Consider the following 17723-nt stretch of genomic DNA (forward strand, 5'->3'; position numbering starts at 1 on the left):
CCCGATCGTCACCACCTGCCCCGGTGGACGAAGCCCCCGCGGTGCGGACTCTGCCACCCCCTACTGCCGCCGGCGAGCCGGTGGCCGCGAAACCCCGGGGCGTCGTTCGGCCCGTGCCAGCGGCCGCGTCAGCGAAACCCCATGTGGTGTCCCCCACGTCCTTCAACCACGCTCAGGAGGTGGCCGACAAGTTCAAGGCCACCCAGCCGGTCATCCTCAACCTCCAAGGGGTCGATCGCGACCTGGCTCGCCGACTGATCGACTTCTCCAGCGGGCTGTGCTATGGGCTCGGGGGTCACATGGAGAAGGTCGCCCACCAGGTGTACCTGCTCACCCCGTCCAACGTCGAGGTCTCACCGGAGGAGCGGCGCCGCCTCCACGAGCGCGGTCTGCACGACGCCTGATCAGCCGCCGTGGGAATCATCTGCTACCTGCTGCAGGTGTACCTGCTGGTGCTCCTGGTGCGCATCCTGCTGTCGTGGTTCCCGATCTCGGGCGGCGGCGCGATGGGGTCGCTGTACCGGGTCCTCGAGGCCGTCACCGAGCCCGTCCTGGCGCCCCTGCGGGGGGTGCTGCCCCCGGTCAGGTTCGGCGCGGTGGCGCTCGATCTGTCACCCCTCGTGGTCTTCTTCGGTATCCAGATCCTGCTCGCGTTCCTGTGCCGATGACGCCGATGGGCCATCGCGGCGGCGCGCTCGCGCCCTCGCTACCATCGGCCGCATGGACGCCACGCCGCACCTGCTGACCGACGTCAAGTTCTCGGAGCGCCGCAAAGGCTACGACCCGGAGGAGGTCGACAACTTCCTCGCCCAGGTGAGCGAGAAGGTGGCTCAGCTCCAGGACATGGTGCGGGAGGCGACGGCGAGGGCCGATGAGGCAGAGGCCAAGGTTGCTGACGCGCAACGGGCGAAGGAGGTCGCGCAGGCCCAGGTTGACAAGCTCGAGGCCGACCTGGCTCGCCTTCAAGCCGCTCCCCGGCCCCTCGCCGAGCAGGAGGAAGCGGAGCGGGCTTCGAAGATCCTGCTCATGGCCCAGAAGACCGCGGACGCCACCATCGACGACGCCAACCGCTCGGCTCAGACCACCATCGCGGAGGCCCGCCAGCAGGCGGCGTCGATCCTCGCTGACGTCGAGGCGGAGGCAGAGCGGCGGCGAGCCGAGGCGAAGCGGCAGATCGACGAGCTGGTGCAGCAGCGCCGAGGGGAGATCCTCGCCGAGGTCGGTGAGCTCGAGCGGGCCCGTGACGAGTTGTCGGCCGACGTCGAGGCGTTGCGCAGCCACCTCGATGCCGAGCGCCAGAACATCCAGCGCGCGCTCGATGCCATCAGGCAGGCGCTCGACGACCCCGCCGGGCTCCGGGTGGCGGAGCCACCACCGTTGCACCCTGTGACCCTGCCCGAGCGATCCGCGGTGGATGCCGGGCCGGCACCAGCGGCCGAGGAGATGGCCAGCGACGTAGCTGCCCCCGAGGAGGCGGTCGCGCCCGGGGTGGCCGTCGCCGGCGACGGGCCGCAGGCGGCGGTGGGGGAGGCCACGATCGACCCCGGCCCCACGGGAAGCGAACCGCTCGGTGAGGGGCCGGCGGCGGAGGACCCGGGCGGGCCCCATCCGGGACCAGCGACCCCCGATGCCTCGACGGCGGTCGCCGAGACCACGGCAGCCGATGCGGAGCCCACCGCGGGCGGGGGTGCCGACGCGGGCGACCTCGGTACCGAGCGCCTGTTCGAGACCGCCGAGCCCGGCGGCTCACCGCTGGACCCCGGGCCGGCTACCGAGCTGTTCACTCCGTTCCCCGACGATGCGGAGCGGGAGGACCCGCTGGGCCAACCCGACGCCGAGGCCGACGCGGCCATGCGGGCGTTCTTCGAGGCCGACTTCGAGGCCGAAGCAGAGCAGAAGCGAAGCCGGTGGCGGCGCTGACGAGCGACGTCAGGCCCGCTCGAGGCTGACCCGCACCGGCTCGCCGTCGATGTCGATCACCTGCACGCCGGTGCCGTTGCCGACGTCTCCCACCTCGAAGGTGGTGGCGAGGATCTCCCCGGCGATCCAGTCGCGGTGTTCGCCGAGGGCGGCCGCCACGGCGGGTACCGGCTCGATCCGCACCCGGATGCGGTCCGCGATGGCGAATCCCGACGCCTTGCGCAGCTCGTTGAGCGCCCGTACCAGCTCGCGGGCGGTGCCCTCGGCCCGCAGCTCGGGGTCGAGCTCGAGGTCGAGCGCTACCGCCCAACCGGCGTCCTCGGCCAGCGCGAACGCCTCATGTCGCTGAGCTCGCAGCTCGACGTCACCTGCTTCGAGGCGCTCGCCGGCGACCTCGATGAAGCCCTGGTCGACGAGTTGCTGGCGGAGGGCTGACCCGTCAGCCGCGGCCAGGGCGCGTTTGATCTCGTTGACCTTCGGCCCGAGGCGCGGTCCGAGCACCCGGAAGTTGGGGAGGATCGACCAGCTCATGAGACCTGAGAGCGTGTCGATGGTCTCGAGCGACTTGACGTTGAGCTCGGCGATCACTTCCTGCTGCACCTGCGGGTCGAGCGGTGTGCCGGGATGCAGGATCATCGCCCGGCGCAGCGGCTGGCGGACCTTCACCTTGGCGTCGGTGCGGGCAGCCCGGCCGATGCCCACCAGCCGGCGAGCGCTCTCCATCTGCGCCGCCAGCGCCTCGTCACGGTGTCCTGCCGGCTGCGGCCAGTCCGCCAGGTGCACCGAGTCCTCACCGGTGAGGGTGGTGTAGATCTCCTCCGCCAGGAACGGGCAGAACGGCGCCAGCAGCTGGGCGGTGGTGGTGAGACACCGGTAGAGGGTGGCATGGGCTGTGGGGTCGCTGCTCTTCCAGAAGCGGGTCCGGGAGCGGCGGACGTACCAGTTCGACAGGTCGTCGACGAAGCGGGCCAGCCGGGTCGAGCCTTCCAGCGCGTCGAAGGCCTCGAGCGCGGCCGTGACCTGCTCGATCGTGTCGTCGAGCTCGGAGAGGATCCAGCGGTCGAGCACGTGGGTCGGGGTGCTCGGAGCCTGGCCATCGGGCTGCCAGCCGTCGAGGTCGGCGTAGGTGGCGAAGAACGAGAAGACGTTCCACAGCGTGAGCAGCGTCTGGCGGGTGCTCTCCCGGATGCCGTCCTCGTGGACCCGGCGAGGGGTCCAGGGCTGGCCGCCGGAGAAGAAGTACCACCGGAGGGCGTCAGCCCCCTGGGTGTTGAAGATGTCCCACGGCTCGATGACGTTCCCGCGGGACTTGGACATCTTCTGGCCGTGCTCGTCGACCACCAGCGCGAGACAGACCACGTTGCGGTAAGGGGTTTGGCCGAAGACCAGGGCGTTCACCGCCAGCAGCGAGTAGAACCAGCCGCGGGTCTGGTCGATGGCCTCGCAGATGAAGTCCGCGGGGAACGAGCGGTGAAAGGTTTCGTCGTTGTCGAAGGGGTAGTGGAACTGCGACGAGGGCATGGCGCCGGAGTCGAACCAGGCGTCGAGCACCGGAGGCAGCCGGTAGGCGTCCCCACCGCAGTGTTCGCACGGGAACGTCACCTCGTCCACGTAGGGACGGTGCAGGTCCAGCTCCGACAGGTCGCGCCCGGCCCTGCGGGACAGCTCGGCCACCGACCCGATGCAGGTGTCCGAGCCGCAGCTACGGCACCGCCAGATCGGTAGTGGCGTCCCCCAGAAACGGTCGCGTGACAGCGCCCAGTCGACGTTGCCCTCGAGCCATTTACCGAACCGGCCGTACTTGATGTTGGGCGGCTGCCAGTTGATCTTCTCGTTCTCCCGGATGAGGGTGTCGCGCTGTTCGGAGGTGCGGATGAACCAGGAGGTCTTCGCCCAGTAGATCAGCGGGGTGCCGCAGCGCCAGCAGTGGGGGTAGGCGTGCTGGTAGGGCTGCTCGCGCACCAGCAGGCCACGATTCCGCAGATCCTCGATGATCGCCGGGTCGGCGTCCTTGACGAAACGGCCGGCGAAGGGACCCGTACGCTGGTCGAAGGTGCCGTCCGCCTGGACCGGGTTCAGGACGGGGAGGTCCTCGGCCCGCCCCACCCGGGCGTCATCCTCGCCGAAGGCGGGCGTGAGGTGGACGATGCCGGTGCCCTCGTCGGTGCTCACGAAGTCCGCGGCGACCACCCGCCAGCCATCGGCGCCTGCCGGCGGTTCGAGGAGATCGAAGGGCCGCCGGTAGCGCCAGCCGACGAGGTCGTGGCCCCGCCAGCGCTCGGCCACCTCGGCGTCCTCGGGCGCGCGAGCGGCGGCCATGACCAGGTCCCGCCCGCCACCCTGGTCGCGTACCCGGACGTAGTCGATGTCGGGGCCGACCGCGGCGGCGACGTTGGAGATCAGGGTCCAGGGAGTGGTGGTCCACACCAGCAGGTCAGCGTCACGGTCCACGAGAGGGAACCGGACGTACACCGAGGGGTCGACGACGTCGCGGTAGACATCGGGTTGGCCGAGCTCGTGCGACGACAGCGCGGTGCCGCAGCGGGCGCAGTAGGGGATGACCCGGTGCCCTTCGTAGAGCAGACCCTTGACCCACATCTGCTCGAGCAGCCACCAGACGGATTCGATGTAGTCGTTGGAGAGTGTCCAGTAGGCGTCCGCGGTGTCGATCCACACCCCGGCCCTCGAGGTGAGCGCCCCCCAGTGCTCCACGTAGCGATGGACCGACTCCCGGCAGCGCTGGTTGAAGTTGGCGATGCCGAACGCTTCGATCTCCTGTTTGCTGCTGAGGCCAAGCTCCTTTTCCACCTCGAGCTCCACCGGCAGGCCGTGGCAGTCCCAGCCACCCTTGCGGGGCACCCGCTTGCCCCGCATGGTCTGGAAGCGCGGGTAGAGGTCTTTGAACACCCGGGCCCACACGTGGTGCAGACCGGGCCGGCCGTTGGCGGTCGGTGGTCCCTCGTAGAAGATCCAGGGCTCCCCGTCCTTGCGCAGCCGGCGAACCTCGCCCACGATGTCGCGCTCGGCCCATCGGGCCAGCACACGTTCTTCGAGAGCGACCAGGTCGAGATCAGGGTCGACGGGACCGAAGGGCATGGCTCGTAGCCTACGGGTCGGCCGCGCCGGGTCGCGAACCTGATGGGGAGGGTTGACGGTCGAAGTGCGAGGCCCTAGCCTCCGCGACCTTTCGCGGCGGACTGGCCGGAGCATGGCCGTGAGAGGAGTTGTCCACCAGATGGCGACGAAGAAGGCCCCTACCAAGAAGGCGGCCGCCAGCAAGGCGCCGGCGAGGAAGGTGTCGGTGAAGAAGGCGGCCAGGAAGGTGCCGGCGAAGAAGGTGCCGGTGAAGAAGGCGGCCAAGAAGGTGCCGGTGAAGAAGGCGGCCAAGAAGGCCGCTGCCAGCAAGGCCCCCGCCAAGGCGCCGGCCAAGAAGGTCCCGGTGAAGAAGGTGCCGACCAAGAAGGCGCCGGCCGCGAAGCCCAAGTCACCGTTCGACGCGAAGTTCCTCGACGCCCAGCGCGCGGCGCTGCTGGAAGAGCGCGCCCGGCTGGTCCACGACGCCGAGGCGCTGACCGCCGAGGCCAACGAGCTGGCCCAGATGCGCGAACCCGGCGACGTCCAGTTCGACGAGGAGTCCGGCGAGGGCGACACCCTGGCCGTCGAGCGCGAGCGCGACCTGGCGCTCTCCGCGCAGTTCCGTAGCCAGGTGGAGGAGATCGACCGGGCCTTGGCGAAGATCGCCGACGGCACCTACGGCATCTGCGAGGTCTCGGGTCTCGCGATCCCCAAGGAGCGGCTCCGGGCCATCCCCTGGGCCCGGGAGCGCGTCGAGTACAAGGCCGGGGGGTTCGGGCGCCGCTGAGTGGACGGGTGGTGCCGACCGCCTCGGAGCGGCATCGTCGGCTGCTGCCGGTGGTCGTCGCCGCGACTGTCGTCCTGGCTGATCAGTTGACGAAGTGGTGGGCGCTCGAGGCACTCGCCGGCGGCCGGGTCATCAACCTCGTGTGGACCCTGCGCCTCAACCTCACCTCCAACACCGGCTTCGCCTTCAGCCTCGGCGGCGGGTTCGGCCCACTCATCGCGGTGGTCGTGATCGCGGTCATCGGCGTGCTGGTCTGGCACGGCCGCACGATCTCGTCGCGGACCGGCGCGGTGGCGGTCGGGTTGCTGCTCGGTGGTGCGCTCAGCAACCTCGGCGACCGGGCCTTCCGGGGTGACGGGTTCCTGTCCGGGGCCGTGGTGGACTTCATCGACCTGCAGTGGTGGCCCATCTTCAACCTGGCGGACGCGGCCGTGGTGATCGGGGTGGCGCTGTTCCTGGTGAGCTCCTTGCGGGCTGCGGAGCCGTGATCGAGAGGGTCCCCGCCGCCCTGGCCGGTGAGCGGGTGGATCGGGTGGTGTCGCTCATGACCGGTGCCAGCCGGGCCGAGGCCGCCGAGCTGGTCACCGCCGGACGGGTGTTGGTCAACGGCGTGGCGGTCACGACCAAGTCGCATCGGGTCGAGGAGGGCGATCGTCTCGAAGTCGACCGTCCCCTGCCGGGCCCCGGAGCGGGACCCCAGCCGGAGCCGGCCGTGGCCTTCGAAGTCCTCCACGAAGACCCCGACGTGGTGATCGTCGACAAGCCTCCCGGCCTGGTCGTGCACCCCGGGGCGGGGTGCCGGGCGGGAACACTGGTCAACGGGCTGCTGGCCCGCTACCCGGAGATCGCCACGGTGGGGCCGGATCCGCAACGACCGGGGATCGTGCACCGTCTCGATCGGGACACGTCCGGGCTGATCGTGGTGGCGCGAACGGCGGCTGCCTACGACGGGCTGGTCGAGGCGCTGGCAGCCCGGCGGGTCGACCGGCGTTACCAGGCGCTGGCCTGGGGGGCGTTCGAGACTGTCCGGGGGGTCGTCGATGCTCCCATCGGACGCTCGGCTCGGGATCCGACCCGGATGGCCGTGGCCACCGGCGGCCGCGAGGCGCGAACCCGCTACGAGGTGGTGAGGTCCTTCCACGAACCGGTGGCGGTGACCCTGCTGCGCTGCCAGCTCGAGACCGGGAGGACCCACCAGATCCGCGTCCACCTCGCGGCGATCGGCCATCCGGTCGTGGGCGACGAGCGCTACGGCGGTGCCCGCCCGTCGCTGCCGGTACCGAGGATCTTCCTCCACGCGGGCGCGCTGCGCTTCGAGCACCCGGTGACCGGGGCCATCATCGCGGTCGAGTCCCCCCTGCCGACCGATCTACGTCAGGTGCTCGACCGCCTCAGCTGACAGGCTCGGCGTCCTCGGGCTTCTCGTCCGGCCAAGGTGCCTCGCCCCGAGCCATGCCCACGATGTCGGCCAGCGTGAGCGATCCGAGGTAGCGGCGCATGTGCTCACCGACGTCGGCCCAGATCGCGAGCAGCACGCACTGGCCCTCGTGGTCACAGGCCCCGTTGGTGTGGGGCTCGCCGAAGTCGCCGGCCACGATCGGGCCGTCGACCGCGGAGAGGATCTCCGAGAGGGCGATCTCCTCAGGGGGGCGGGCGAGCACGTAGCCCCCGCCGACCCCTCGCTTGGAGCGCACCAGCCCCGCTCCCTTCAGGGCCAGGAGGATCTGCTCCAGGTAGGGCTGGGGTAACCCGGTCCGCTCTGCGATGTCGCGCACCGACGTCGGCCCATCTTCGTGCGCGTGCAGGGCGAGCGAAAGGAGAGCCCGGCTGGCGTAGTCGCCACGCGTCGAGACCTTCACCCGCCCCATCGTAGGGTGGGCAGGCGTGTGGACGCCGTCCCCGGTCCGGTACGGTTGATCGGCGAGCGGAAAGGAACCAGTTGGGCGACGAACTCCTGCTTCCGGACTACGGAGGAGCCTGCATCACGAACGTCATGCCGGCGCTGCTGGAACCCCCCGAGGATCCCCCGTCGTGGCTCCCGAGCGCGGCCCGCGCCGACCAGGTGGTCCTACTCGTTCTCGACGGGCTCGGCTGGGAGCAACTGCAAGAGCGCGCGCACCTGGCTCCGACGCTGTGCAGCATGGAGGGTGGGCCGATCCTCACGGTCGCGCCCTCGACCACCTCGACCGCGCTGACCTCCATCGTTACGGGCCTGCCACCTGGTGAGCACGGCGTGATCGGCTACCGGATGAGCATGGAAGGTGAGGTCCTCAACGTGCTTCGGTGGTCGGTCGCAGGACGCGATGCCCGTGAGGCCATCCCACCCGAGAAGGTGCAGTCGATCGAGCCCTTCCTCGGCCACCGGCCCGCCGTGGTCACCCGGGCCGAGTTCCGCCAGACCGGGTTCACCCAGGCCCACCTCGACGGCACCCGCTTCTGCGGCTACCGCATGCCATCCACCCTGGTGGCCGAGACCACCCGCCTGCTGCGGGCCGGTGAGCCGTTCGTGTACGCCTACTACGACGGGGTCGACAAGGTCGCGCACGAGTACGGGTTGGGCGAGCAGTACGACGCCGAGCTGATCGCGGTCGAAGAGGTCGTCAGCTATCTGCTCGAGCTCATGCCGAAGGACGCCTCGCTCGTCATCACCGCCGACCACGGCCAGGTCGAGGTCGGCGGGAACCTCGTGACCCTGCACGATGACGTGATGGCCCACGTCTCCCACCAGTCGGGGGAGGGTCGCTTCCGCTGGCTGCACGCCCGACCGGGACGCGCCCCGGCGTTGCTCGAAGCCGCCCGAGCCCATCACGCTACGACCGGCTGGGTGGTCAGCCGAGAGCAGATGCTCGACGAGCACTGGTTCGGTCCGACGACGGTCGACGCGGCCCGATCCCGGCTCGGCGACGTCGCCCTGGTGGCCCGGGACCCGGTGGCCTACGTCGACCCGGACGACACCGGCCCGTTCGAGCTGGTGGGCCGCCACGGGTCCCTGACCCCCGCAGAGATGCGGGTGCCGTTGCTGGCACGCCGCGCCTGACCCGATCCTGAGGAGCACGAGCCATGCCGGATGACCCGATCAATGCTGGCCCGACCGTCGAGCACGGTGAGCTGATCCTCCCGAGCGACGACGACACGGGCAATCGCGAGCCTCCCGAGCGGGAGTTCGTGTCAGAGCCCGCGAAGGTCATGCGCGTCGGTTCGATGATCAAGCAGCTCTTGGACGAGGTCCGCTCCACCACGCTGGACGAGCCCTCGCGGGAGCGCCTCAAGTCCATCTACCAGACCTCGGTCGACGAGCTGGGCTCGGCGCTCTCTCCGGACCTGCGGGCTGAGCTGGAGCGCCTGGCGCTTCCGTTCGGCGACGAAGCCATCCCGTCCGACCTCGAGCTGCGGGTGGCGCAGGCCCAGCTCGTGGGCTGGCTCGAGGGCCTCTTCCACGGCATCCAGGCCACCCTCTTCGCGCAGCAGATGGCCGCTCGACAGCAGCTCGAGAACATGCGCGCCCAACTCAACCCGGCTCAGCCAGGTGCCCGACCGTCGCCGGCGGAGCGCCCCGGCACCTACCTGTAGGCCCGGGGGAGCGCCCGGGGGCCGACCTGCAGGCCCGGCGGAGCGTCCTCTCGGCTCGTCCCTGGCGGGATCGGACACCGACCGCCGGCGGAGCCTGCCCGCCCGTGGTACGTTCCGAATCACACCCGTGTAGTTCGTCCACAGCCGGGGGACGACAGCTGTGGACGGCCTGTGGAGGAGAGAGAGCCGTTGACTGATTCGTTCGCCCACCTGCACCTCCACACCGAGTTCTCGATGCTCGACGGTGCTGCCCGGGTGAGCGACGTGGTGGCCAAGGCCGCGGCCGACGGGCAGCCCGCGATCGGCATCACCGACCACGGGAACATGTACGGGGTGCTCGACTTCTACAAGGCATGCCAGGCCGCGGGCATCAAGCCGATCATCGGGTCCGAGCTGTACCAGGCCTACGAGCACCGCACCGAGCGGCCGAGCCGCCGCGGTCGCCAGGACGACACCGGCGGTGAGGCCGATGGTGGCCGCAAGGCCTACTACCACCTCACGGCGCTGGCCGAGAACGAGACCGGCTACAAGAACCTCATCCAGCTCTCCAGCCGGGCGTACCTCGAGGGCTACTACATGAAGCCCAAGGTCGACTGGGAGCTGCTGGAGGAGCACCACGAGGGCCTGATCGTCACCAGCGGGTGCCTGGGCGGGCAGGTCCTGCAAGCGTTGCTCCAAGGCAACGAGCAGGAGGCGCTGGCCAAGGCTGCCCGGTTGCAGGACATCTTCGGTCGCGACCACTTCTTCATCGAGCTGCAGGACCACGGCATGCCCGAGCAGCAGCGCACGAACCCGGAGCTGCTGGAGATCGCCCGCAAGCTGCAGGCGCCGCTGCTCGCCACCAACGACAGCCACTACACGCACCAGCACGACGCCGTGGCCCACGACGCGCTGCTGTGCGTGCAGACCGGCTCGCTCATGAGCGATCCCGACCGGTTCAAGTTCCACGGCGACCAGCACTTCCTGAAGACCGCCGGCGAGATGCGCCGGCTCTTCTCGGAGCTCCCCGAGGCCTGTGACAACACGTTGTGGATCGCCGAGCGTTGCGACGTGCGCATCGAGTTCGGCAAGCCCCAGCTACCGGACTTCCCGCTGCCCGAGGGCTTCGCCGATGACCGGGCGTACCTCGAGCACCTCACCTTCGCCGGTGCCCGGGAGCGCTGGGGCGACCCCCTGCCCGACCACGTCGTCGAGCGGCTCGCCTACGAGCTGGCGGTCATCGCGGACATGGGCTTCAGCTCGTACTTCCTCATCGTCTGGGACCTCATCCGCTTCGCGCGGGAGAGGGGCATCCGGGTCGGGCCCGGCCGGGGGAGCGCGGCCGGGTGCGCGGTGGCCTACTGCCTGCGCATCACGGACCTTGACCCGATCCGCTACGACCTGCTCTTCGAGCGCTTTCTGAACCCGTCGCGCATCTCGATGCCCGACATCGACATGGACTTCGACTCCCGTTACCGGGACGAGATGATCCGCTACGCGGCGGAGCGCTACGGGCGCGACCACGTCGCCCAGATCGTCACGTTCTCCACCATCAAGGCCCGGGCCGCGGTCCGTGACGCGGCACGGGTGCTCGGCTACCCGTACGCGGTGGGTGACAAGGTGGCCAAGGCGATGCCTCCCCTGGTGATGGGTCGTGACACCCCGCTGTACGCGTGCCTGGAGGAGCACCCGAAGTACGCCGACGGCTACAAGATGGCGGCCGAGCTGCGCGAGATGTACGCCACCGATCCCGACGCGAAGCGGGTGATCGACGTGGCCCGGGGTCTCGAAGGTCTGCGCCGCCAGGACGGCATCCACGCTGCGGCGGTGGTGATCACCAAGGAGCCGCTCACCGAGTACCTGCCGATCCAGCGTAAGCCTGAATCCGGTCAGGACCCCGAGCAGGCCCCGGTCGTCACCCAGTACGAGATGCACGGGGTCGAAGAGCTGGGCCTGCTGAAGATGGACTTCCTCGGCCTACGCAACCTCGACGTCATCACCGACACCGTCGAGATGATCAAGCGCACCCGGGGCGTCGACGTCGACATCGACCGGGTGCCCCTCGACGACGAGGCCACCTTCGAGCTGCTCAAGCGCGGGGAGTCGATCGGGGTGTTCCAGCTCGAGGGTGGGCCGATGCGGGCCCTCATGCGATCGCTCGCCCCGGACTGCTTCGAGGACGTGGCCGCGCTGGTGGCCCTGTACCGCCCGGGTCCGATGGCCGCCAACATGCACCTCGACTACGCGGACCGCAAGAACGGTCGCAAACCCATCGAGTACCTGCACCCCGACGCGGAAGAGATCCTGGCCGACACCTACGGCCTGATGATCTACCAGGAGTCGGTGATGCGGATCGCCCAGCGCTTCGCCGGCTACTCGCTGGCCGATGCCGACAACCTCCGCAAGGCGTGCGGCAAGAAGGTGCGGGAGCTGATCGCTGCCGAGCGGGAGAAGTTCATCGCCGGGTGTGTCGAGCAGGGCTACGGCGCAGAGCTGGGCAGGGAGTGGTTCGACATCATCGAACCCTTCGCCGACTACGCGTTCAACAAGTCGCACTCCTACGGCTACGGCTACGTCGCCTACCAGACCGCCTACCTCAAGGCGAACTACCCGGTCGAGTACTTCGCCTGCCTGCTCACCAGCGTCAAGACCAGCCTGGAGAAGGCAGCCGTCTACCTGAACGAGTGCCGGCTGATGAACATCCCGGTGCTGGTACCGGACATCAACGTGTCCGAGAGCGACTTCGTGGCGGTGATCGATCCGGAAACGGGCAAGGGGTCGATCCCGTTCGGGCTCTCCGCGGTGCGCAACGTCGGTGAAGGGCTGGTAGCGCTGATCATCGCCGAGCGCGAGGCCAACGGTCCGTTCGCCGACTTCTACGACTTCTGCGACCGGGTGGACTCCAGCGTGCTCAACAAGCGAGCGGTGGAATCGTTGATCAAGGCTGGTGCCTTCGATGCACTCGGCCATCCCCGGCAGGGACTGCTCGGGGTGTTCGAGCAGATCATCGAGCGCACCCTCGCTCGCCGCCGCAAGGAGGCCGAGGGGCAGTTCGAGCTCTTTGCCGCCCTCGACGATGCCCCCGCAGCGAGCTTCGACGACGCCCGCATCGAGATCCCCGACATCGAGTTCGACAAGCGCACCCGGCTGGCGTTCGAGAAGGAGATGCTGGGGCTCTACGTCAGCGACCACCCCCTGATGGGAGCGGAGGCGTCGCTGCGGCGGCGCACGGAGTGCACCCTCGCCGAGCTCGAAGACCTCGCCGACGGATCGGTTCGGGTCGTCGGCGGCCTGGTCACGGCGCTCCAGCGGAAGTGGACCAAGCGGGGCGATCTCATGGCCGTGTTCACCCTCGAGGATCTCCAGAGCTCCATCGAGTGCATGGTCTTCCCCAAGACCATGCAGCAGTACGGCCACGTGCTCGAAGAGGATGCGGTGGTCATCGTCAAGGGTCGGGTCGATGCCCGCGACGACCAGTCCAAGCTGGTGGCCTCCGAGATCGAGGCCTTCGAGCCGGTGATCGACGGAGCTCCTCCGGTGCGGATCCGGCTGTCGCCGAACACCATGAGCGAGCGGCTGCTGCACAACCTCAAGGGGCTGCTGAGCGAGCACCAGGGCTCCTCCCAGGTGTTCCTGCACCTCGGTGACCGCCAGGTCCTGCGCCTTCCCGACGAGTTCTGCGTCGACGCGTCGAACGGGCTGCTCGGGGAGCTGCGGGTGCTGCTCGGCCCTGATGCCCTCCTGGTCTGAGAGGCCGACCGAGTTGCACCTGGCGGCGGAGACCGCTGGACTATAGAGCCGTGGCAATCCAAGCGACGACCAAGGACTGCACGGCGCTGAGTGACTCCGAGCTGTCCGAGATGGCCGACTTGTGCGCCGAGGGGCCGAGCCGGTTCGAGGTGGGGCTGCTGTCCAAGCAGGCGGAGGCCTGGGTGCTCGTCACGCTGGTGCGTGACGGCAACCCGCTCAAGGGGTTCGCCTTCGCCACCCTCGAGCGCATCGGGGGGACACCGGCGGTGCTCGTCGGCCTCGCGTCGATCAAGCGCACGGCCAAGCGCGACGCGGTCCTGCGGGCCATGATGATGGACCTGTACCGGCGGGCCGTGCTCGCCTTCCCCGACGAGGACGTGCTCGTGGGCACCCGGTTCACGAACCCCGGTGGGTTCGAGGCGTTCAAGAGCCTCACCGACGTGATCCCCCGTCCCGACCACAAGGCCACGGGTGAAGAGCGGGCCTGGGGGCGTCGGCTCGCCAAGCGGTTCGGCATCGAGAACGGCAGCTACAACGATCGGGACTTCACCACCATCGGCGACAACACCTTCCCGCTGGTCCTCGACCACGAGAGCCTGAAGCCCGAGGCCGTCGATCCGTCGGTGGAGGCCCTCTTCGGCCAGCTCGACACCAAGCGGGGCGACTCGCTGATCGCCTTCGGCTGGGCGATGGCCGAGTTCCTGGCCAAGCTCGCCTGAGATCCCGGGGCCCCGCCCCGGTCGCAGCCGTGGAACTGTACGAGGTGATCCGCCGCCGGCGGATGGTGCGCGCCTTCGACCCCCGGCCGGTGCCGGGAGCGGTACTGGAACGGATCCTCCTCGCCGGGCTGCGAGCGCCCTCGGCGGGCAACACCCAGGGGTGGGAGCTGCTCCTCCTTGAGGGGCCGGAACAGACCGACCGGTACTGGGACGTCTGCCTGCCACCGCCGCGGCGGGAGGCCTTCCCCTGGCCAGGCCTGCTGCACGCCCCGGTGCTGGTGATCCCCCTGGCGGACCCGGCCGCCTACCTCCGGCGCTACGCCGAGCCGGACAAGGCCCGCAGCCGTCTCGGCGAGTCGGCCGACCGCTGGCCGGTGCCGTACTGGCTCGTCGACACCTCGTTCCTGGCGATGTCGATCCTGCTGGCTGCGGTCGACGAAGGGCTGGGCGGGCTGTTCTTCGGCCTCTTCGAGCGGGAGGGAGCGGTCATGCGGGAGTTCGGGGTGCCCGCCGACCTGCGCCCGATCGGCACCATCGCCCTCGGCTTCCCGGCCCCCCACGGGCCGAGCCGGTCGCTCCAGCGCGGCCGCCGGCCCCTCGGTGAGGTGGTCCACCGCGGCGGCTGGTGAGCAATCCCGGTCAGGCGAGCTGGGCGGCCAAGGCCTCGGGGGTCGTGGCCGGAGCCAGGCAGGTGTAGTGGCGGCACACGTAGGCCCGACCGGTCCCGTCGTGGCTGGTGCGGCCCTCCCACAAGGGCGAGTCGTACGGTTCTCCCCAAGCCAGCACCGCGTTCGGCAGGAACCGCGAGCGCACCGTGCTGAGGAGATCGGGCCGGTCACCCACCACGGCGATCTCGGTGGGCCCGGTGGCGAGGAAGTCGACCGCGGCCAGCAGATGGCCGAACGCGGTCGGGTGGCGGGCCACGAGATCCCCCAGCAGGCGCAGGATCGACTCTGCCCGCTCCTGGTACCGGACCTCGCCGGTGAGGGCCGCCAGGCGGGCCAGCCCGTTCGCCGCCAGGCTGTTGGCGCTCGGGGTGGCGTTGTCCATGAGGTCCTTGGGGCGGGTCACGAGCGGCTCGGCGTCGTCGCCAGTGGTGAACACCCCACCGCGTTCGCGGTCCCAGAATTGCTCCAGCAACCCGTCGGCCACCGCCCGGGCCTCGTCGATCCACCGTGCACGACCCGTCGCCTCCGCCAAGCGGACGAACGCGTCCAGCAGGGCGCCGTAGTCCGCCGCCACCGCGAGATGGCGGGCACCTCCCTCTGCCTGCCATGAGCGCATCCATCGACCGCCGTCACCGCGAAGGTGCTCGAGGAGGAACTCGGCGTTCGCCTCCGCCGCCGACAGCCACGAGGCGTTCCCGGTCGCTGCTGCGGCCTCGGCCAACGTCGCCAGCATGAGCCCGTTCCACTCGGTGAGCACCTTGTCGTCGAGACCGGGTCGCACCCGGGAGCAGCGGGCCTCGAAGAGTCGCTGGCGGGCCGCCTCGATGGCCTCGGGCCGGATCAGGTCGCCCCGCACGGGGCGCCACAGGATGTTCGTGCCCTCCCAGTTGCCCTGGGGTGTCACCCCCCACCACGCGATCGCCGCATCGGCGTCGTCGCCGAGCACCGACCGGATCTGTGCCTCGGTCCAGACGTAGAACCTGCCTTCCACGCCTTCGGAGTCAGCATCCTCCGCCGAGGCGAAGCCGCCGTCCGGCTGGCGCAGGTCGCGCAGGACGTAGCCGATCGTCTCCTCGACGACCTGGCGGTAGCGGGGCTCACCGGTGAGCTGCCAGGCGTGGAGATACACCCGAGCCAGCAGCGCCTGGTCGTAGAGCATCTTCTCGAAGTGCGGGACCAGCCAGGTGGCGTCGGTCGAGTACCGGGCGAATCCGCCGCCGAGGTGGTCGTAGATGCCGCCGGAGGCCATGGCATCCAGCGAGGTGGTGACCATCTCGAGTGTTGCCGGCGACCGGTCGTGCACGTGAAGCCGCAGTAACAGCTCGAGGCTCATGCTCTGCGGGAACTTGGGGGCACGACCGAAGCCGCCCCACTCGGGATCGAACTGGCGTCGCAGCTGGGCACCGGCCGCCTGGAGGGCCTCGGGACCCGGCAGGGCCTCGCCGGGTTGCAGGCGGCTGGTCCGGCTGATGGCCTCGGTGAGCTCGTCGGCTTGGCCCACGACGTCGTCGCGCCGCTCCCGCCACACCTGCGCGATGCGGGCCAGCAGGTCGGTGAAGGCGATCATGCCCCCGCGGGCCGTGCGCGGAAAGTAGGTGCCGCCGAAGAAGGGTCGACCGTCGGGGGTGAGGAAAACCGTCATCGGCCAGCCGCCGTGGCCGGTCATGGCCTGCACCGCCTCCATGTAGATCGCGTCGACGTCCGGCCGTTCTTCGCGGTCGACCTTGACGTTGACGAACAGCTCGTTCATGACCGCAGCGGTGTCGGGATCCTCGAAGGATTCGTGCGCCATGACGTGGCACCAGTGGCACGACGAGTAGCCGACCGAGAGCAGGACGGGGACGTCGCGCTGCCGCGCCTCGGCGAAGGCCTCCTCGCCCCAGGGATACCAGTCGACCGGGTTGTCGGCGTGCTGGCGAAGGTACGGGCTCGTCTCCCGAGCGAGGCGGTTGGCCATGGTTTGCTCCTACGTCAAGCGGCGGCCGCGAGCAAGTTCGTCGGGCTGGTCGCGTTCGTGGGTTGGGCGTCTGCGAGCAGGGAGCGGTAGACGACGTCGGAGAGGTGTCGTTTCAGGGCTCGTCGTGCTCGGGTCCTGGTGTTGCGGTTGGCGGTGCGCCGCTCGAGGTAGGCGCGGGCGTTGTCGTGGCAGCGCATCTGGGTGATGGCGATGCGGTGGATGGCGGCGTTGATCTGTCGGTTGCCGGTGCGTGAGAGGCGGTGGCGTTCACGGTTGCCCGACCACACGGGCAACGGTGCGGTGCCCCTGTGTCGGGCGTAGGCGTCTTTGGACCGGAAGCGGCGGACGTCAGCGGTCTCGGCGACGATCTTGGCTGCGGTGAGGGCTCCGACTCCGACGAGGGTGAGCAACGTGGGTGCCAGGTCGCTCACCAAGACGGTGATCTCGCGTTCGAGGCCTCGTTCGCGCACCGTGAGGTCGCGGACGTGGGTCACGATCTCGCCCGCGATGCGAGCAACGGGACCGTCGAGGGCCGTGAGACGCGCGACGATGGCGTCGAGGTTCTTGATGGTGGTCAGCGACCGCGCCGGGGGATCCCAGGCGGGGTCGAGCTCGTGGAGAAGCCAGCGCAGACGGTTGATGCCGCGTGTCCGCTCGGCGACCAGGTCCTCGCGGTGGTCCACGAGCAGTCGCAGCTCGCGGGCGGGACCGTCGAGCTGGGCGGCGGGCAGATCCGGATGGCGCAGCGCGGCGCGGGCCACCGCGAGCGCGTCGATGGGATCGGACTTGCCGTACGTGCGCGCTGCGTCCCGGGCGTGGGCCATCAGCTTCGGAGGGACCCGCACGATCCGCTCACCCGCCGCGAGCAGATCGGCTTCGAGCCGTCGGGACAGGTGCCGGCAGTCCTCCACCGCCCAGGTCCGCTCGTCACCGAACCGCTCGGCCCGACACAGCATCTCCACGTGGTCATCACTCGTGGTCGCCGTCGTGGTCTTCTCGCCGAGCTGGCGGCCAGCGTCGTCGACAGCCACAACGGTGTGGGTGCGCTTGTGCGCATCGATCCCGAGGGTCACCATGATCACGTCACCTTTCACGTCGAGTGGAAGCGACGGGACCGGTCGGTGGGCACACCTCAGTCGGGGCGATGCCACGCTCCCATCAAGCCACGCCGGCCGGTTCCGCGCGTCCGGGGGCCGGCAGAAACCATGCTGCCCACAACAAGGAGCACCCACGCTACGAGTCAAGCCCCCGGACCACGACCAGAGTGACACTGATGGGCACGCTACCGTGGTTAGCCT

Annotated in this window: 15 protein-coding genes; 11 read left to right on the forward strand and 4 right to left on the reverse strand. The window is 69.8% G+C overall.

Translation table 11 applies throughout. The features are described 5' to 3' along the window. The first annotated feature begins 146 nt into the window (after positions 1-146). From V7004_RS07250 to V7004_RS07260, 3 genes are read left to right on the forward strand one after another with little or no spacing between them, the layout of a single operon-like run. Positions 147-404 carry a cell division protein SepF gene (locus V7004_RS07250; RefSeq protein ID WP_334143054.1) on the forward strand — a complete coding sequence of 86 codons (258 nt, stop codon included), beginning with the start codon at positions 147-149 and terminating at the stop codon, positions 402-404. Positions 405-413: 9 nt separating this feature from the next. Further along, the gene (locus tag V7004_RS07255) at positions 414-668 is read left to right on the forward strand and encodes a YggT family protein (protein ID WP_334143056.1); all 255 of its coding nucleotides are present in this window, start codon (positions 414-416) and stop codon (positions 666-668) included. Between the two features lie 52 nt (positions 669-720). Then, a complete protein-coding gene (locus tag V7004_RS07260; RefSeq protein ID WP_334143058.1) occupies positions 721-1920 on the forward strand; it encodes a DivIVA domain-containing protein in 1200 nt (399 codons plus the stop codon). A 9-nt stretch (positions 1921-1929) separates the two neighbouring features. Here the strand turns inward: V7004_RS07260 and ileS are convergent, their stop codons facing one another. Beyond that, positions 1930-5016, reverse strand: coding sequence for an isoleucine--tRNA ligase (gene ileS, locus V7004_RS07265; RefSeq protein ID WP_334143059.1), 3087 nt, complete (start codon positions 5014-5016; stop codon positions 1930-1932). 139 nt (positions 5017-5155) lie between these two features. Here ileS and V7004_RS07270 point away from each other — a divergent pair, with 139 nt between their 5' ends. Genes V7004_RS07270 through V7004_RS07280 form a run of 3 tightly spaced genes read left to right on the forward strand, consistent with a single transcriptional unit; the run spans position 5156 to position 7181 of the window. After that, positions 5156-5782: a TraR/DksA family transcriptional regulator gene (locus V7004_RS07270; RefSeq protein ID WP_334143060.1), complete on the forward strand. Its 627-nt coding sequence runs from the start codon at positions 5156-5158 to the stop codon at positions 5780-5782. 11 nt (positions 5783-5793) lie between these two features. Further along, on the forward strand, positions 5794-6270 hold the full coding sequence (lspA, locus tag V7004_RS07275; RefSeq protein WP_334143062.1) for a signal peptidase II: 477 nt from the start codon (positions 5794-5796) through the stop codon (positions 6268-6270). Then, on the forward strand, positions 6267-7181 hold the full coding sequence (locus V7004_RS07280; RefSeq protein ID WP_334143063.1) for an RluA family pseudouridine synthase: 915 nt from the start codon (positions 6267-6269) through the stop codon (positions 7179-7181). Before lspA ends, V7004_RS07280 begins: the two co-directional genes overlap by 4 nt. Here V7004_RS07280 and V7004_RS07285 read toward each other — a convergent pair. Further along, complete coding sequence (locus V7004_RS07285; RefSeq protein ID WP_334143065.1) at positions 7174-7641, reverse strand: RrF2 family transcriptional regulator; 468 nt, start codon at positions 7639-7641, stop codon at positions 7174-7176. The two genes, V7004_RS07280 and V7004_RS07285, sit on opposite strands and share 8 nt — an antisense overlap. Before the next feature lie 80 nt (positions 7642-7721). On the opposite strand from V7004_RS07285, the gene V7004_RS07290 reads away from it, so the two are divergent. From V7004_RS07290 to V7004_RS07310, 5 genes are all read left to right on the forward strand, one after another. Continuing rightward, positions 7722-8819: an alkaline phosphatase family protein gene (locus tag V7004_RS07290; protein WP_334143066.1), complete on the forward strand. Its 1098-nt coding sequence runs from the start codon at positions 7722-7724 to the stop codon at positions 8817-8819. Between the two features lie 23 nt (positions 8820-8842). Continuing rightward, on the forward strand, positions 8843-9352 hold the full coding sequence (locus V7004_RS07295; protein WP_334143068.1) for a bacterial proteasome activator family protein: 510 nt from the start codon (positions 8843-8845) through the stop codon (positions 9350-9352). A 189-nt stretch (positions 9353-9541) separates the two neighbouring features. Beyond that, entirely contained in the window at positions 9542-13081 is a 3540-nt protein-coding gene (dnaE, locus tag V7004_RS07300; RefSeq protein ID WP_334143070.1) for a DNA polymerase III subunit alpha, read from the forward strand. A gap of 50 nt (positions 13082-13131) precedes the next feature. Further along, entirely contained in the window at positions 13132-13800 is a 669-nt protein-coding gene (locus tag V7004_RS07305) for a hypothetical protein (RefSeq protein WP_334143072.1), read from the forward strand. Between the two features lie 29 nt (positions 13801-13829). Beyond that, positions 13830-14429: a nitroreductase family protein gene (locus tag V7004_RS07310; protein WP_334143073.1), complete on the forward strand. Its 600-nt coding sequence runs from the start codon at positions 13830-13832 to the stop codon at positions 14427-14429. A 10-nt stretch (positions 14430-14439) separates the two neighbouring features. Here the strand turns inward: V7004_RS07310 and V7004_RS07315 are convergent, their stop codons facing one another. Together V7004_RS07315 and V7004_RS07320 are read right to left on the reverse strand one after the other, a co-directional pair. Beyond that, complete coding sequence (locus tag V7004_RS07315) at positions 14440-16425, reverse strand: thioredoxin domain-containing protein (protein ID WP_334143074.1); 1986 nt, start codon at positions 16423-16425, stop codon at positions 14440-14442. Positions 16426-16439: 14 nt separating this feature from the next. Then, a complete protein-coding gene (locus tag V7004_RS07320; protein ID WP_442968022.1) occupies positions 16440-17501 on the reverse strand; it encodes an IS110 family transposase in 1062 nt (353 codons plus the stop codon). Between the last annotated feature and the right edge of the window lie 222 nt (positions 17502-17723).

The sequence above is a fragment of the Rhabdothermincola sp. genome, assembly GCF_036846205.1.
Classification (GTDB): domain Bacteria; phylum Actinomycetota; class Acidimicrobiia; order Acidimicrobiales; family Acidimicrobilacustridaceae; genus Rhabdothermincola.

Coding starts and splice junctions, on each gene's coding strand:
- V7004_RS07295 (WP_334143068.1), top strand. CDS start 8,843: ATGCCGGATGACCCGATCAATGCTGGCCCGACCGTCGAGCACGGTGAG.
- V7004_RS07270 (WP_334143060.1), top strand. CDS start 5,156: ATGGCGACGAAGAAGGCCCCTACCAAGAAGGCGGCCGCCAGCAAGGCG.
- ileS (WP_334143059.1), bottom strand. CDS start 5,016: ATGCCCTTCGGTCCCGTCGACCCTGATCTCGACCTGGTCGCTCTCGAA.
- V7004_RS07260 (WP_334143058.1), top strand. CDS start 721: ATGGACGCCACGCCGCACCTGCTGACCGACGTCAAGTTCTCGGAGCGC.
- V7004_RS07320 (WP_442968022.1), bottom strand. CDS start 17,501: ATGGTGACCCTCGGGATCGATGCGCACAAGCGCACCCACACCGTTGTG.
- V7004_RS07315 (WP_334143074.1), bottom strand. CDS start 16,425: ATGGCCAACCGCCTCGCTCGGGAGACGAGCCCGTACCTTCGCCAGCAC.